The following is a 15,110-nucleotide window of genomic DNA, read 5'->3' as shown; positions in this document are numbered from 1 at the left end:
GCATATTTTTCTTGCCGCTTAATGAACCCTTCCCTGGTTCCTTAAGCGCTTTTTTTATTTAACGGTAGATTATTAGCTGGTTTGCTGCCTTTTACTGCAACAAGTGTCAGAATCGCTGACAGTAATAATGATCCTGCCATGAAAATGTACGAAGCTCCAAATCCACCTGTAGTTCCATTTAAATATCCAACAACATAAGATCCCGCAAATGAACCTAGTGCTCCCATACTGTTGATCAATGCCATCGCACCACCTGCAACATTACGAGGCAGAATTTCCGGGATGATCGCAAAGAACGGACCGTATGGTGCATACATCGCACCACCTGCAATAACTAACAACGCAAATGATAACCAGAAATTACTTGTACCGACCAAATAGGAAGCGTAGAACGCCACTGCTCCAACCAATAGAAACGGCCATACAAACGCAGTGCGGTTCAATGTTTTATCTGAAAAATAAGATGCGCTTAACATACCGATAATCGCTAAAACGTAAGGTACAGATGCTAACCATCCTGTAGTGACAATATCCATATTTGGCGCCGCTTTAATGATCGATGGTAGCCACATCACAAATCCATAGACACCAATGCTCCATAGTGCATACTGTAAAGCTAGTAAAATAACCGTTCTAGACTTAAACGCTTCTGCGTAATTCTTAACCGGCTTGAGGCCTTGTTGTTCTTTTTCTAATTCTTCCTTTAAATCAGCCTTTTCCTTACTTGATAACCATGTTGCTTCTTTCGGATCATCGTTTACTAGCTTCCACCATAAGAATGCCCAGATGACAGCTGGTAGTCCTTCAAGAATGAACATCCATCTCCAACCAACTGAATTAACTAGATATCCTGATAAAATGGACATCCATAATACGGTTGCAGGGTTACCTAAAATCAAGAAAGTGTTCGCACGAGAACGCTCTGCTTTCGTGAACCAGTGGCTTAAGAAAACAAGCATAGAAGGCATTACAGCACTTTCTACAACTCCAAGCATAAAGCGAATCACAATGAGCCATTTTACATCGCTGACAAGACCCGTTGCAGTCGCAAGTGCGCCCCACAAAATCAATGACCAGAAAATCAGCTTCTTTGCACTGTTATTTTCCGCATAATGAGCACCTGGAATTTGGAAAAAGAAATAACCTAAGAAAAACAATGAACCTAATAATGACGACATGCCTGCTGTAATATCTAAATCTGCTGCCATACCGCCCGCAGCACCGAAACCGTAGTTGGCACGGTCAAGATACGCAAGGCTATAAGTAATGAAAACGATCGGAATAATATAATACCAACGCTTCTTTGCAAGTGTTTTTTGCATATTATTTCACCTCATTTAATTGATGGTTCATGTATTCTACCAATCTATCACGAGTCGGATAACCATCGCTGTCACCCTGTGACTGAATGGCAAGTGCCCCAATAGCATTCCCTCTTCTGACGGCATCTTCGATGGACAATCCCTCTAACAATCCACTGACAACACCCACTGCAAATCCGTCTCCTGCCCCTACTGTATCAACAATTTCTTCCACATGGTAGCCCTTAACTGTGCCTTGCCCTGTTTGTGTCTGATAGTAAGCTCCGTCTCCGCCTAATTTGACGATAACCTGCTTCACGCCTTGCTCAAGGTAAAACTTCGCAATGTCCTCAGGTTTCTGATAACCCGTTAAAATTTCTCCTTCATGTATGCCCGGCAAAACCGTATCTGCCTGGAAAGCTCCCTGGTTTGTAACCGCAATCATTTCATCGCGTGATTTCCACAACGTCGGTCTTAAGTTCGGATCAAAAGAAACCGATTTTCCAGCCTTCTTCATGAAGTTTAATGCATGTTGGGCGAATGCTCTGGTATGTTCAGAAATCCCTAGTGGAATCCCCGTCATGTGTAAGTGCCTAGCTGACAAGAAGTATTCTTCGTTGAAATCTACAACACTCATGTGGCTAGCTGCTGAGCCTTTGCGGAAATACTCTACTTCTGGATCGCCTTCAAACACCTTTGATTTCAATTGAAATCCTGTCGGATAATGCCCATCCGTTAAAACCTGTTCAATGTTCACATTTTCTTTTTGCAGGTGAGCGATGATGAACTTTCCGAACGAATCTGCGCCCACTTTGCTAGCCCATCCACTTTTCAAGCCAAGACGAGCGAAGCCAATCGCCGTATTCGTTTCAGCTCCCGCCAACGCTTTCGTGTAATGGGAAACTTCATGCAATCTCCCTGGCACGTCGGCAATGAACATCGCCATCGCTTCACCAAAAGTTACTACATCTAATTGCTCCATGTCACAGCCTCCTGCTCTTCCTTGCTAAAGTAGTCAACGTATCTCTTCGCTGTATCATCCCGTTCTAGTGGAAACTCAAGAGCAATCGGCAAATGCTGAGGAAATGCCTCTAGCACTTCATTCTTCTCATGGAGCGGCATTGGTAACGTGACCAGTCCTGATTCTTGCTCCTCCACATGTTTCAGATGAACGTATTGCACATATGGTTTCAGTTTGTGGAGAGCCTCAAATACATTTTCATTTGTGAACAGCCAGTTTCCCACATCAAACGTCATCGTAACATCTAAGTCCTGTTTTAAAGCGTTTTCAAAAAAGTCTTTAAGATGCTGAACATTTCCACCATGAAGTGTTTGATCATTTTCAATCATCAGTTTTGTACCTTTTGGAAGCTGCTCCATGAATTCTTTCACTTGAGCCAAGTCTGACTGATTTTGATAGTGTCCTAGAGGAAGTTTGAGCAAGTTTGGTTCTAACTGGTGAACCTCTGTCACGATTTCTTTTAGTGGCTCATGATTCAGTTTTCCATCTTCGCTCCACAACTCAACTGGCGCGGAAAAAACGGTGTACAACTCATGTTCCTGAATGTGCTGCTTTAGTTTTTCGAGTGGGTAATCTCTTGGTGTTAGTAATTCTTTACGAACTTCAATTCCTTGTGCTCCGATTTCTTTAATAAAAGGAACAAAGTCTCCGTGCCCGTTTTCTTTCACCGAGTTCGTGTTAAACGCATTTAAAGGGATTATCACTTTTCTCATTCACGATCACCTCCTTTGATGTCTTGTTTTACTAAATCGGTTTAGTAAATCGATTTAGTTGTAGTATAAACTCATGAAAGCGCTTTTTCAACCTTTTTTTATTAAAAATTTTGAAAATTATTTTCGGAAATGTTTCCTTCTAGGAAGAATACGATCAACAAACCCAAAACCTAATGACCTCTTTCCGGAAACCCCACTTTTTTGCGCTAATTTCATGTGTTATTCGCTCCATTCAAAACGCCTTCCTACATCGCCAAACTTATGTTATGTTCGCGCGAATTTTTGCTGTGTTTTTTCGATATATGCGGTGTTTTTCAGATATTTGTTATGTTCAGCGAGATTTATGCTGACTTCTGAAAATTCAAAATAAAAAGGTGCTCAGCACCATCCATAAAGGAACAGTTCCAAGCACCCAATTAAACTAGTATGTCCACTCCCATCTTAGTGATTTCCAATCTATTAACTTGATACGATGATCGGACCCAAAATAAAGGATACTAATATCTTCAATCTTTTCGTCCTCATTCCAATGAATCGTTAAGTCGACATCGTATCTACCTTCACCTAATGCAAAAGGATCTCCGTGTGAAAAACTAGAATCCACTATTTCCACACTGCCGTCCGTTTCATTAACTTTGAAGGTATAATTCCACACGTAATTTGTGTGATAAGTCGAGTATGTGTCACCAAATAAAGCTAAAACTTCGTCTCTCGTCTGACCTAATTTCAACTTAGAAAAGATATTCTTAGCACCGTCTTGGATCATTTCACTTCCCGGATACATCAACGCGCCGTCTCTCCCGAGAATATAGCCCTCAAGAGTTAATCCAGTTTGCATAGCACCGAAGGAGTTACTTCTTTCAGCGAAGTAGTATTTTTTCCCGTCAATCTCTTGCCATCCTGACATCATTTTCCCGTTAGGATTAAAATAATATCTATCCGTACTATACCCGTCAGAAATGTCCTTCCAACCTGTAACCATGGGCCCTGTTGATTTCAGGTAATACCAGCCGTTATCATAAACCCAACCAGTGGACATTTTCCCACTGCTCTTAAAGTGATACCATTTACCGTCGAAATTTTCCCAGCCAGTTACCATTTTTCCGTTAGGAGTCATGTAATACCAAGAATCCCCTTGTTGCAACCACCCTGTAAACATTTCACCGCTGCTTTTTAAGTAGTACCAAGCGCCACCACTTTGAAGCCAGCCCGTTTTCATTTTCCCGTTAGAATTTAAGTAATACCATTTTCCATTTACTTGTTCCCAGCCTGTTTGCATCACTCCAGCCGAATCAAAATAGTACCAAGTGTAATTGATCGCTGCCCAACCTTTGGTCAACTTCCCCGTACGATCATAGTAGTACCACTTGCCGCCCTTTAACTCCCATTTACTTTTAGAAACCGTAGCTGTTTGGGTTGTGCTAGCCAACGCTGATGTAACCGGTGATACCATCATGACCAATCCTGTTGCTAAAACCATCGACTTCATGAATTTTTTCATTGCTTCTCCTCTTTTTCTTGTAAAATATTATTCTTCATCTTTTCCGATAAAAAACAATCTATCTATTAAACGAGTGTGAAGTGGAAAAAGTTTCATTTTTTACCAATTATATTTCAATTGTTACAAAAAAATTTCACTAATGTATCAAAAACTCATTCTTGTTCTGACATGATAAAATATATTGATAGATTCCATAAAAAAAACGACCATCATCCGGTCGCGTCACTCACAATATTCTGAAAGGAAGATGATCATAATGGAAACTTTGTGGACCAAGATTGAAACTGTGGTAGAACGATTACGTATTCGTGTCCCACTCTACGTTATCACCATTATTTCCGGTATCACTTTCTTCTTATTTCCTAGTTTCCTTGCCGTGACTTCGTTTGTATTCCTCTTAGGATTCTTGCTTGTATTTGAGTCCATTCATCCAAACGGCTACAAGGTCATATTCTTTCAGCCCCTCATTCCAAAAGCTTTTTCCGAAAACTTACAGATTGGCCTATTGATATTGTTAAGAACGATCTTCATCTTTGGTGGTCTATTCTTCATGTTGATGAGTCTATCTATTTTTATAAGTGGGGTATTTCGTTAACCCTCTGACGTTCAAAAAAGCCTTTTAAAGATCATCTGCAATAAGGGTGGGACGATGAAAAAAATAAAGAACAGCCTGAAAAGTTGATAGCCCACCACTAAAGCTAAATCTGCTCCTACTTCATGTGCCATGATGCCCATTTGGTCCATTCCGCCAGGTGCCAAGCTCAGATAACTCGTTTGAAAGGAATAACCGTGCATCAACATCAAGATATAGGTCAATCCGAACGAACCAATCAGCAACAAACTGCCACTAAAAATAGAGAAAAACAGCATTTTCCCTTTACCCTGAGAACTCCCCGATTTCATCATCATTCCAATGTAGCCAGCAATCATAAATTGCGAAAGATCCAAAACTGATGCAGGCAGCATGGGGCCGATCACTCCGACGTTATTCAAAATGGCCGTGCCAAGAATCGGACCAACCAAAAAGGCCGTGGGCATGTTGATTTTTTGACCCCAAAAGGCGCAAAGGACGCTAACTCCTGCAAAAAGAAGAATGTTTGGGAACAACTCATTCCAATGACCAAAATCAGATGGAATAAACTCCGTATGGGAACCAGCCTGATCTGCCCCCAATAAAGGATGGAATACAAAGAAAGGAACAAGGAAAATGATCATCATGACCCGTGATATTTGCAGATACATCACAACACTCAGATCGATGGTTTTCATTTCTTCCGCGAGCGTGACCATCTGAGACAGACCACCTGGAATACTTCCGGTCAAAATGGTGGGATAATCAATCCCCGACATTTTCGAAATCAACAAGGCAATCAATGCACAAAGCAAGAGAAGCAGAATCGTCATGAGAACAATTGATGGTAGTTGTTCATAAATTTGCGTAAGAGCTGTTCTTGTAAAAGACAATCCAATCGTGTATCCAATAATAATCATCGAAATATCCCTTAAGGCAACAGGCCAATATAATTCAATGGGTAAAAACTTCGTCCCAAGCACGACACCGGTTAATGGACCTAGCAACCACGGCATGGGGATGTGAAGGACATTGAATACGAAGCCACCGACAGCGGCAATCACCATTGTTACGATAAATCTAAGCACGACAGACTCTTTATTCATCTTTATTCTGCGCATCTTTCACACTCCTTTCATCAAAAATAACGGACCTACTTCCATATAAGAGGATTTTCAAAATTAGCCCATGCAACCCTCTCATCAATGTTCCTTACCATTCTATAAGCAATGGGTTGAAATCCGCATTTTGGCCAAAACGTTGAAGAAGCGAGATTAGCCATACGCCAATCCGCTACCATAAACTGATAGCTCTTTTCTTTCATGATCTTGTAACCTTCATCCATTAACGCCTTTCCTACTCCAGTTCCCATTTCTGAAGCAAGAGTTCCGGCAACGCTTAACTCCACAGCTTTATCAGGGGCCATCAAACCTGGATCTTGTGGCCAATAAGCATGAAAGCCAACAACTTCTCCATTTTTTTCAGCCAGGATTACCGTCGCCTCTTCATCGTTTACAATATTTTCGTAGCCTTCTTGGATTTGCATCACGGATTCAGGTAATGCCGCTGCATAGGTTGGAGAAGCATTTTGATACGAAAAAATAATCGAAGACATTTCGCCTAATTTCGCTCTATCATTCTTATTTAAGTCTCTTATCACCACATCTGTAGCAACGTCAAACGGGGCATAACTTTCCATCTCCATCACACCATGCACTTGTTCCGTTGCAAAGCATAGCCTTTGAAAGGCATCATAATAAGCAGGTGCACCAAGCGGAACCATTGCAAAATGCTTAAAGCAGCCATATTGAAGCCACAACTGAGATGCTTCCGCATAGAGATGCCTTATCTGCTCAGCCGATTCGCCTGCTTTCACTGCCATCCCCTCATACGGAACCCATGCATGCCTGCCCATCTCCACGCTAAACTCAACTTTCGCCATCATGTAACCTACTAAACCCTCATCGGAAAAAGCGCCGATACCAACCATTCTATTTTTTTCAAAAAGTGCCTTTAATGTTTCTTCAATGTAACTTTTACTTAAACATGCATTCTGTAAAACTGAGCTTTCCTGACGCTGCCTCTCTTGAAACAGCTTTGCCATTGCTGGGATATCACTATATGTGATCGGTTGAAATTTATAGTTTTTCAAACTCAATTCCTCCATTCATAGAAGACGAGTACCTCAATAATTTGCAATAACACGTGATATAAGAGCATGACCAAATAGTCTATCTAGGAGATACTCCTCCACCTAAATAAACTCTGGGAGCATAGAAAAGATTACAAGCATTATCTACAGACATTTTCCTTTGATGTTTGCGACATACATTGCTTCCCATAAGATTTATACAGTTTCCGCACCTTTTAAAAGCGGTGTCCTTAGCGGTCCAAACCCTCGCTTCAATAGCACGTTTTGGATATTGTTGAATAGGTGTTTTCTCACGAGCCTCCACACTCCTTTGTGCTTCTCTAACTGTCTCACTTATAGTCTTTTTAGTCTCATTACTATGCTTATCAATAACCTTCTCCCTGTATGTCTTAGCAGGTACCGTATATTCTAAACCTAAATTTATATCAATCACCTTGATAGTATATAAACTACCATTTTTAGTAACATTGAATTGCTCTATCTCTGTTCTATAATTTATGTATACTTTGTCTTTTTTCCTGCTGAAATGGGTGTTATAAATAAGAGTTGCTCTCGTAGATAATTCATGAAAAGATTCCTTCAATATTAATACTTTTGTTAATATACGTAATCCAACAGCTTTATTACTCTTATTTATCAGTACTTTATAATACTTTCCTTCACTAATAAGTTCTTTTATTGAAACTATTATTTCCATAGAGAATTTTATTTTTTTATTATCTATACCTTTAAGATCTATAGTAGCCTGGCTCATATAATTCCCCCAATAAATGGATTCTCCATTTATATCGGAAATAAATATGAGATTATTTAGAATTCAGAACTAATTTAAATATTAAGTGAAGTAACCAAGCAAAGAAATAAATTTTAAAACTAACGAAAGCTGAAGACATACGTCTTCAGTTTTTGCTGTTTCCCCGAACCACTTGGTCAACCCTCTCTATTGTAAACTAAAATAAAAACTAAGTTGACAATAAAAGGTTTAACTATTAATCTTTTGATAAATACATAGCTAAGGAGTGACAGAATGAGCAGGAAGTTGAAAACGATTGATTTAACACTGGTAGGAATGTTTGTGGCCTTGATGGCGATTGGGGCGAATATTACTTCGTTTGTTCCTTTCATGGTGGTAGGTGGAGTTCCGATTACGCTGCAAACCTTTTTTGCTATTTTAGCAGGGGCGATGCTTGGCAGCCGGATTGGCTCACTCGCAATGATTGTTTATGCACTTGTTGGATTGGTTGGTGTACCTGTTTTTGCTAAATTCGGCGGAGGTTTCACTTCTGTCCTCAGCCCTACTTTCGGCTTTATTGTTTCATTTATTTTTACAGCATATGTGGTTGGAAAGATTGTTGAAAAGAAAAATGGTGTTGGTGCTTACGTGATTGCGGCTCTAATCGGGATGGCAGTCAATTATCTCTTCGGAACGAACTGGATGTATTTCGCATTTAAGCACTGGGCAAGTGCACCAGAAGGCTTGACTTACAAAATGGTCTGGTCATGGATGGTCGTTCCATTGCCAAAGGATATCATTTTAGCAGTTTTGGCTGGGCTTATGGCACATCGTCTAGAAAAAACGGTTTTATCAAAAGGTCAATTTAAGCACTTGAAAAACGCAGCTTAATTCAGAAGAGGGGCTATGAAAATGGGAAATTGGAACAAGCTTGCTTTAAGAGTTCTCGGCGGAGGAGAACTAACCAATGAAGAAGCATTGCAAATTTTAAACTGCCCAGACATGGAATTGCTGGAGTTACTAAACGGAGCTTACATGATCCGTCATCATTACTATGGCAACAAGGTAAAATTGAACATGATCATCAACACAAAATCCGGAATGTGTCCTGAAAACTGTGGCTATTGCTCACAATCAAGCATCTCGACCGCGCCAATTGAAAAATACAGAATGGTAGATAAAGATACAATCTTAAAAGGCGCAGAAAGAGCGCATTCATTAGGCGTTGGAACTTATTGCATTGTCGCAAGTGGACGTGGACCAGCAAATAGGGAACTTGAAACGGTTGTTTCGGCTGTAGAAGAGATCAAGGAAAAGTATAATATGAAGGTTTGTGCTTGCCTCGGAATTCTGAAGCCTGACCAAGCCATGAAGCTGAAGGAAGCTGGAGTCGACCGGTATAACCACAACCTTAACACCTCAGAATCACATCATGAATCGATTACGACCTCTCACACCTATCAGGATCGTGTAAATACCGTCGAAGTCGTCAAAGAATCAGGCATTTCTCCTTGTTCAGGTGTCATCATTGGTATGCGCGAAACGAAACAGGATGTAGTCGATATGGCACGTAGCCTAAAAGCTTTAGACGCCGATTCCATCCCAGTCAATTTCCTTCATGCCATCGATGGAACACTGCTTGAAGGCGTAAGTGAACTCGATCCTCGTTACTGCCTAAAAGTACTTTGTCTTATGAGATACATAAACCCTTCAAAGGAAATCAGAATCTCAGGCGGACGCGAAGTTAACTTAAGAAGCTTACAACCATTAGGCCTTTACCCGGCAAACTCCATTTTCGTGGGCGATTACTTAACAACCGCTGGTCAGGAAAGTACGAAAGACCATCAAATGTTAGAGGACCTCGGATTTGAAATCGATTTCGTAAAGGATCCAGAACCTATCAATTATTAAAAAAAGTATGGTGCGGCTCAAGCTGCACCATACTTTTCAGGATTATTACATCACTTTCTCTTCCTTAAGACGTGGGAAGATCAATTCGTTATAGAATGTAGCCAATGAAGTTGTTACGTATGGAATTAACCATAGGAAGCCAATTCCGAGTGTCAATACGCAAAGGATTGCCCAGCCGATAAAGCTCAAGTATAGGACAAATAACTTCCATTTGTAGCCTTTCATAAGCTTCTTACTTTCTGTGATAGCTTGGTTCGCTTTGTATTCTGGATGATCTCTTAGAATAAAGAACGTTTGAGAGTACGAAAAACTCTTAATGATTGCTGGGATGACCAATAATAAAGACCATAAGAACAAGTAAATAGCCTGTAAGATAGATGTCCAAATTAACTTTAAGCACAGCTTTCCATCTTTATAAACAGCAAATGCTGCTGAGATTTCTGGATTTTCTTTTCGGATAAGTGCAAGGTAAAACCAATAAACGGCAATGGATAGTGGAATTAAGATAACTGAAATAATGGTACTAGCTATACTTGCGCCAGCTGGTGGAATGTCTTGCTCCCACCAAACTGCGAAACCACCACTCATCACCATTTCAACAATTGTTGGCAAAATCATGTTAAACAAGAAAATAACCAATGTGAAACCGATAGCTAATCCCCAATTCCCCTTTAGAGAGAGTTTGGCTAACCTTTTGATCTCTGAGATTGATAAATTCATCTGATGTTTCCCCTTTTTAAATTATTATTTCTAAGACTCATTATCGCCCATTAGCTTATAAATTACGAACGACAATTCCCTATTAAAATACAATTTTATCATAATATTCCGTTCCTTCAATAGGCCAAAAAATAATAGAAAACTATTCCTGGTTCCCTGCTTCCTCTCTCATTTCCTTTCTCATGATTACAATGGAAGCGAGCGAAACAACTAAGGCCAGACCAGCCATATAGAATCCAGTGTGAGCAATTAAGGTAGATTCTTCGTTAGTAAAATATTCATTATACACACTCCACATGGAAACGGAACATACCAGACTGCACACAAGATTCAAACCGTAGCTGTATCTTCGAATGTACCCTAGATAAATAGCGGTAAGCCCAAGGAGAGGAAGAACGGATAACGTTTTAAACAGAAACGGTGCTTCTTCGAGGAAGATAAACTCAGTCGGCTTGTAATAGGATAATCCCCCATTGTAAACCCATGCCGTAAAGAAACTTAGGAACATCAATACCCCACAAATAATTTGCAGGACATTCTTGTTCACCACACTTTTTTTCATCGCTTATCACTCCTTTTCATTTCCCTCATTCTAAGACCTCCTTCTTTCATCATATTTTGTTGAAAAGTAGGATATGCCTATTATTCTGAAAAAGGAAGACAGTTAACGATAAGCAAACACCATCAAAAAAGGAGCTGTCACCCAGCTCCTTCTCTCTCCTCATACAGTCCCAAAAATACATCCACAATATCCGGATCGAATTGAGTTCCTCTTTGTGTACGGATTTCGCTAAGTGCATATTGCAAGTCCAATTCTTCTCGATACACACGCTTGGAAGTCATTGCATCAAAAGTATCGGCAATGGCCATGATTCTTGCTGCTATTGGAATTTGCTCTCCTTTTAACCCTTCTGGATAACCTCTTCCATCATATCTTTCGTGATGATAGAGGACGATATCCAACACTCCATTTTCGGCAAAATAGGAAATGTGGTTGATAATCTGATAGCCAATAAAGGTATGGTTCTTGATAATCTCATATTCGTCATCGGTCAACTTTCCTGACTTCGATAAAACACGCTCGGGGATGCCTATTTTACCGATATCATGAAGCAGTCCACCAATATAGATACCTTCACACACTTTCTTTGGCAAATTCATTCCTCTTGCAATATCAAGCGCAACTCTGGCCACGTTTTCCGAATGGTTCATCGTATAGGTATCCCTCATATCTAACGCATTCGAAAGGGCTTTGATCAATTCGATATTGTCTTCCTTCGTCCTCTGATAATTCTTCATAAACCCAACAGAAATAAACGTGATGAGTAAATACGTAAATATATAGAAGAGGAAAGTGATGAGATTGTGGCCATCTTCCGGCGAAAAGAAAAACCGGCAAACGACGAGTAAAGTTGTAAGAATGACCAAGAACCATGGCGACTTATGATAGAAACCGAGACCTAGAAATGCCGCTCCGACGATATAAAAGATATAAAAATAGCCATTAAACTCAGCAGCAAAGAAGGTCAAAACCAGACTGATCACCCAGACTAGAACAAAACCGTACCGAAAGTATGCAGGGTTATTCAGCCACGTGTTAAATTTACTGTACATACATACTCCTTTATTGACCCATTTGGTCTTATGTTTTCTCTAAAAGGAAAATTTATACTATTTCACAACCAAAGCACAAAATAAAAAGGGCAGCTTTTTAGCCACCCTCCCAAATCACTTCAACACCGATCTAAAAACAATAAAGTACGACATCTTTCCGTAAAATCGTATATTATTCTGAAATATATGTAACAAAATTCGTTTTTAGAAAACCTTGTCAACCTCAAAAACACACATAAAATATGGTAACTCTTCAAATTCCTATTTAAATCTACTTTTAATCTCCAATGATTTGAAAACCCTCTCAAATACTAATCAGAAATTACTCTTTCGTAGCCATTCTATGAATTTTCAAATCCAACTGTAAATCCCTTCCTGAAATATTACAAAAATCATATGTTACGATGAATGTGCTTGTGAACAGCGATTTTTCATAATAGGAGGATGTAAACATGTTCAAGAAAAAAGCACTTATGACGGTAGCAGCGGCATCAGCTCTATTAATGTCTGGGCAACTACCAAACAAAGCAGAAGCTTCAACCACTACACCAACTACGCAACAACGCGTTTATGTATATCAAAGTTCGAACTTTAATATGACTGAGATTAATAAAATGGTAGAAGACTATTTTAAGCGCATGGGTATGACGAACACGACAACAACTGTTCAGCAGCCTACACAAACAACAACGACTGCACCGGCTCCAGCTCCTGCACCAGTGGAGCAAAAGCCTGTAGCTACTCAACCGACAGCTACTCAAACAACAAGTACAATCAGTGCTTATGAACAAAAAGTTGCTGATTTAACGAATCAGGAACGTGCCAAAGCTGGCTTAAAAGCCCTTCAAGTAGACACAAACCTTAGCAAAATGGCACACGAAAAGTCTCGCGACATGTCAGTAAACAACTACTTCAGCCATACAAGTCCGACTTATGGATCACCATTCGATATGATGAAGCAATATGGCATCACATATAGCTATGCTGGTGAAAACATCGCTATGGGTCAACGCACCCCTGAAGAAGTAGTAAAAGCTTGGATGAACAGTGAAGGTCACCGTAAAAACATCCTTAGCCCTAACTTCACTCATATTGGCGTAGGTTACGTAGCAGAAGGCAACTACTGGACACAGGAGTTTATTGGAAAATAATCAAAAATCGCGGACGCTTAGGGCGTTCGCGATTTTTGTATTATGGTAGCGGGTCCAATGCGTTTTTAGAAAGATAGATTATCTCCTTGCGATGAAATCAAGGTTATGAGCAACTAAATTTCCATCTCCATCTCGTACATTAGGAAAAACATCTAAAATAAGTATGATTACTAGCTGATTTTCCTCCGTTTCGAGCAAAATAATTTTACTATTACTACAATTCTCCTCTCTTTCCTCCTTCTCCAAATTCACCACTATGCTCCTCCTCTCTTACTTTCTATATATGGATGGAGAGGAAATTAGGACACGCAAAAAACCTCACTCCATAGGGAATGAGGCCTTGAAACTCTATTATTTAATAAAACAACCCTAAGAATCCAAAGAAGTCTTGTTGTGTTACGAGAGTTTTATTATATGGTCCAGTGACGCCTTTTGCCCCTGACACATAGACATTCTCAAGAACAAATCCACCACCAAACGTACCAACCTTCTTAAAGCTTTCAACATTTCCAGCTTTATCAACGCTTCGGTATTTGAGCTTCTGACCATCCTTCAGTACGAACGAACCCGTGTACTCCACCCATGCACCACCATTGATGCTATATTCCGTTTTCGCTAAGCCAGACCGGTCGTCGGCTCCTTCAAGTGCAATTCGGAAGCCTTTATTAGCAAGTGACATGGTAGCTTGGGTGACTGGAGCTGTCTGATCGGCATTATAACGGAATTGACCAATTGCAAAAGTTGCATTTCCTGAAACTACCACTCTATCAATTTGGGCACCTTGAGAAGTAACCGCAAATAACTTTGCCCCCGCATTCCCATTAACATCTTTATTAATGGTGCCAACGAGTGTCGAACCTGAATAATATTCTACTGTGTAATTTCTCCAGTCAAACGGATCCGGCTCTAGTTCGAATCCAAATGTTGAAACAGGTACAGCTAAGTTTACAGTAAATGAATCGGATGGAACGTATAAAACATCTGGTTGGTTTTGCTCAGAATTAGGTGGTGATGACCACGTCGCCCATCCCCAGCCAACTATCCTTTTATTCAAAGAATGGGAGAACGAAAGAGTTTGTGTACCATCAGAAATGGATTGGTAGTTGCCTCCATTACTCAGACCAGAAATATCAATTTTTGTGGTTGAACTTAAATAGTTTGCATCTGGAAGATCAATAGATGAAAGAGACCCTTGAACCAAACTTTGTGTTGCTACCTTCATGGATGCTTGAGAGTCTGACTGCTCACTTACTGAAGTTGCGGTTGAATTACCATTATTTGAACCAACCTCCTCAGCAGAAGCTGGTATGGCAGCTGCAAGCAAAGCACCTGTCACCACTAACCCTAACCATTTTTTCTTCATATAAGCCCTCCCTCAAAAGTTTTGATGAATTACCCTAAAAGTCCCTTTTCCTCCTTTGTACCTAAAATGCACTCTAAATTAATGATATGGACGTTTTAGTAATTAAGAACTAAAAAATTGAACCAAATGCAATATCAAAATATTAATTTAGGAAATTGTAGGATTAACTTGAAAAATATACTATAATAGTTTTTAAAATTTGCTGAAAAGGAATATGTATAAAATGAAAAAATTTTTACGTGCACTGCCTCTTTTAATTAATCTTTTGATGTACTTTGGATTACATATGGAAAGTTCTAAGCATTATTTCCTTTATACGATTGGATATTTACTGTTAGGCAACTGGTTTATTTTTATGG

16 protein-coding genes are annotated in these 15,110 nt (G+C 39.8%); 4 read left to right on the top strand and 12 right to left on the bottom strand.

The annotated features are described in order from the left end of the window. Positions 1 to 41: 41 nt before the first annotated feature. From BMZ31_RS17585 to BMZ31_RS17570, 4 genes are all read right to left on the bottom strand, one after another. Entirely contained in the window at positions 42 to 1,322 is a 1,281-nt protein-coding gene (locus BMZ31_RS17585) for an MFS transporter (protein ID WP_090833247.1), read from the bottom strand. A gap of 1 nt (position 1,323) precedes the next feature. Continuing rightward, the gene (locus tag BMZ31_RS17580) at positions 1,324 to 2,283 is read right to left on the bottom strand and encodes a sugar kinase (RefSeq protein ID WP_090833246.1); all 960 of its coding nucleotides are present in this window, start codon (positions 2,281 to 2,283) and stop codon (positions 1,324 to 1,326) included. After that, entirely contained in the window at positions 2,271 to 3,035 is a 765-nt protein-coding gene (locus BMZ31_RS17575; RefSeq protein WP_090833245.1) for a sugar phosphate isomerase/epimerase family protein, read from the bottom strand. The genes BMZ31_RS17580 and BMZ31_RS17575 overlap by 13 nt, the downstream gene beginning before the upstream one ends. A gap of 421 nt (positions 3,036 to 3,456) precedes the next feature. Further along, positions 3,457 to 4,536, bottom strand: coding sequence for a PspC-like choline-binding domain-containing protein (locus BMZ31_RS17570; protein WP_090833244.1), 1,080 nt, complete (start codon positions 4,534 to 4,536; stop codon positions 3,457 to 3,459). Positions 4,537 to 4,792: 256 nt separating this feature from the next. Here BMZ31_RS17570 and BMZ31_RS17565 point away from each other — a divergent pair, with 256 nt between their 5' ends. After that, complete coding sequence (locus tag BMZ31_RS17565) at positions 4,793 to 5,131, top strand: hypothetical protein (RefSeq protein ID WP_090833243.1); 339 nt, start codon at positions 4,793 to 4,795, stop codon at positions 5,129 to 5,131. Positions 5,132 to 5,142: 11 nt separating this feature from the next. Here BMZ31_RS17565 and BMZ31_RS17560 read toward each other — a convergent pair whose 3' ends face one another. The 3 genes from BMZ31_RS17560 to BMZ31_RS17550 all read right to left on the bottom strand — a co-directional run bounded on the left by BMZ31_RS17560 (position 5,143) and on the right by BMZ31_RS17550 (position 8,013). Next, positions 5,143 to 6,228 carry an AbrB family transcriptional regulator gene (locus tag BMZ31_RS17560; protein WP_254778904.1) on the bottom strand — a complete coding sequence of 362 codons (1,086 nt, stop codon included), beginning with the start codon at positions 6,226 to 6,228 and terminating at the stop codon, positions 5,143 to 5,145. A 32-nt stretch (positions 6,229 to 6,260) separates the two neighbouring features. Then, entirely contained in the window at positions 6,261 to 7,259 is a 999-nt protein-coding gene (locus tag BMZ31_RS17555) for a GNAT family N-acetyltransferase (RefSeq protein WP_090833242.1), read from the bottom strand. Positions 7,260 to 7,338: 79 nt separating this feature from the next. Beyond that, the gene (locus BMZ31_RS17550; RefSeq protein ID WP_090833241.1) at positions 7,339 to 8,013 is read right to left on the bottom strand and encodes a hypothetical protein; all 675 of its coding nucleotides are present in this window, start codon (positions 8,011 to 8,013) and stop codon (positions 7,339 to 7,341) included. A 273-nt stretch (positions 8,014 to 8,286) separates the two neighbouring features. Between BMZ31_RS17550 and BMZ31_RS17545 the strand changes: the two genes are divergently transcribed. Together BMZ31_RS17545 and bioB are read left to right on the top strand one after the other, a co-directional pair. Next, entirely contained in the window at positions 8,287 to 8,883 is a 597-nt protein-coding gene (locus BMZ31_RS17545) for a biotin transporter BioY (protein WP_090833240.1), read from the top strand. A gap of 21 nt (positions 8,884 to 8,904) precedes the next feature. Continuing rightward, the gene (bioB, locus tag BMZ31_RS17540) at positions 8,905 to 9,903 is read left to right on the top strand and encodes a biotin synthase BioB (protein WP_090833239.1); all 999 of its coding nucleotides are present in this window, start codon (positions 8,905 to 8,907) and stop codon (positions 9,901 to 9,903) included. 45 nt (positions 9,904 to 9,948) lie between these two features. Here bioB and BMZ31_RS17535 read toward each other — a convergent pair whose 3' ends face one another. The 3 genes from BMZ31_RS17535 to BMZ31_RS17525 form a co-directional block, all read right to left on the bottom strand. After that, a complete protein-coding gene (locus tag BMZ31_RS17535; protein WP_090833238.1) occupies positions 9,949 to 10,623 on the bottom strand; it encodes a DUF975 family protein in 675 nt (224 codons plus the stop codon). 142 nt (positions 10,624 to 10,765) lie between these two features. Further along, positions 10,766 to 11,185 carry a hypothetical protein gene (locus BMZ31_RS17530; RefSeq protein WP_090833237.1) on the bottom strand — a complete coding sequence of 140 codons (420 nt, stop codon included), beginning with the start codon at positions 11,183 to 11,185 and terminating at the stop codon, positions 10,766 to 10,768. A gap of 137 nt (positions 11,186 to 11,322) precedes the next feature. Beyond that, positions 11,323 to 12,237: an HD-GYP domain-containing protein gene (locus BMZ31_RS17525; protein WP_090833236.1), complete on the bottom strand. Its 915-nt coding sequence runs from the start codon at positions 12,235 to 12,237 to the stop codon at positions 11,323 to 11,325. A gap of 452 nt (positions 12,238 to 12,689) precedes the next feature. Between BMZ31_RS17525 and BMZ31_RS17520 the strand changes: the two genes are divergently transcribed. Next, entirely contained in the window at positions 12,690 to 13,388 is a 699-nt protein-coding gene (locus BMZ31_RS17520) for a CAP domain-containing protein (protein WP_090833235.1), read from the top strand. A 78-nt stretch (positions 13,389 to 13,466) separates the two neighbouring features. Here the strand turns inward: BMZ31_RS17520 and BMZ31_RS20475 are convergent, their stop codons facing one another. Beyond that, the gene (locus BMZ31_RS20475; protein ID WP_175478166.1) at positions 13,467 to 13,640 is read right to left on the bottom strand and encodes a hypothetical protein; all 174 of its coding nucleotides are present in this window, start codon (positions 13,638 to 13,640) and stop codon (positions 13,467 to 13,469) included. 103 nt (positions 13,641 to 13,743) lie between these two features. Next, positions 13,744 to 14,751 carry an OmpL47-type beta-barrel domain-containing protein gene (locus tag BMZ31_RS17515; RefSeq protein WP_090833234.1) on the bottom strand — a complete coding sequence of 336 codons (1,008 nt, stop codon included), beginning with the start codon at positions 14,749 to 14,751 and terminating at the stop codon, positions 13,744 to 13,746. Between the last annotated feature and the right edge of the window lie 359 nt (positions 14,752 to 15,110).

Source organism: Bacillus sp. cl95, assembly GCF_900115925.1.
GTDB lineage: Bacteria > Bacillota > Bacilli > Bacillales > Cytobacillaceae > Neobacillus_A.
The sequence above is the reverse complement of the archived record's forward strand: the minus strand, read 5'-3'. Positions and strand labels throughout refer to the sequence as shown.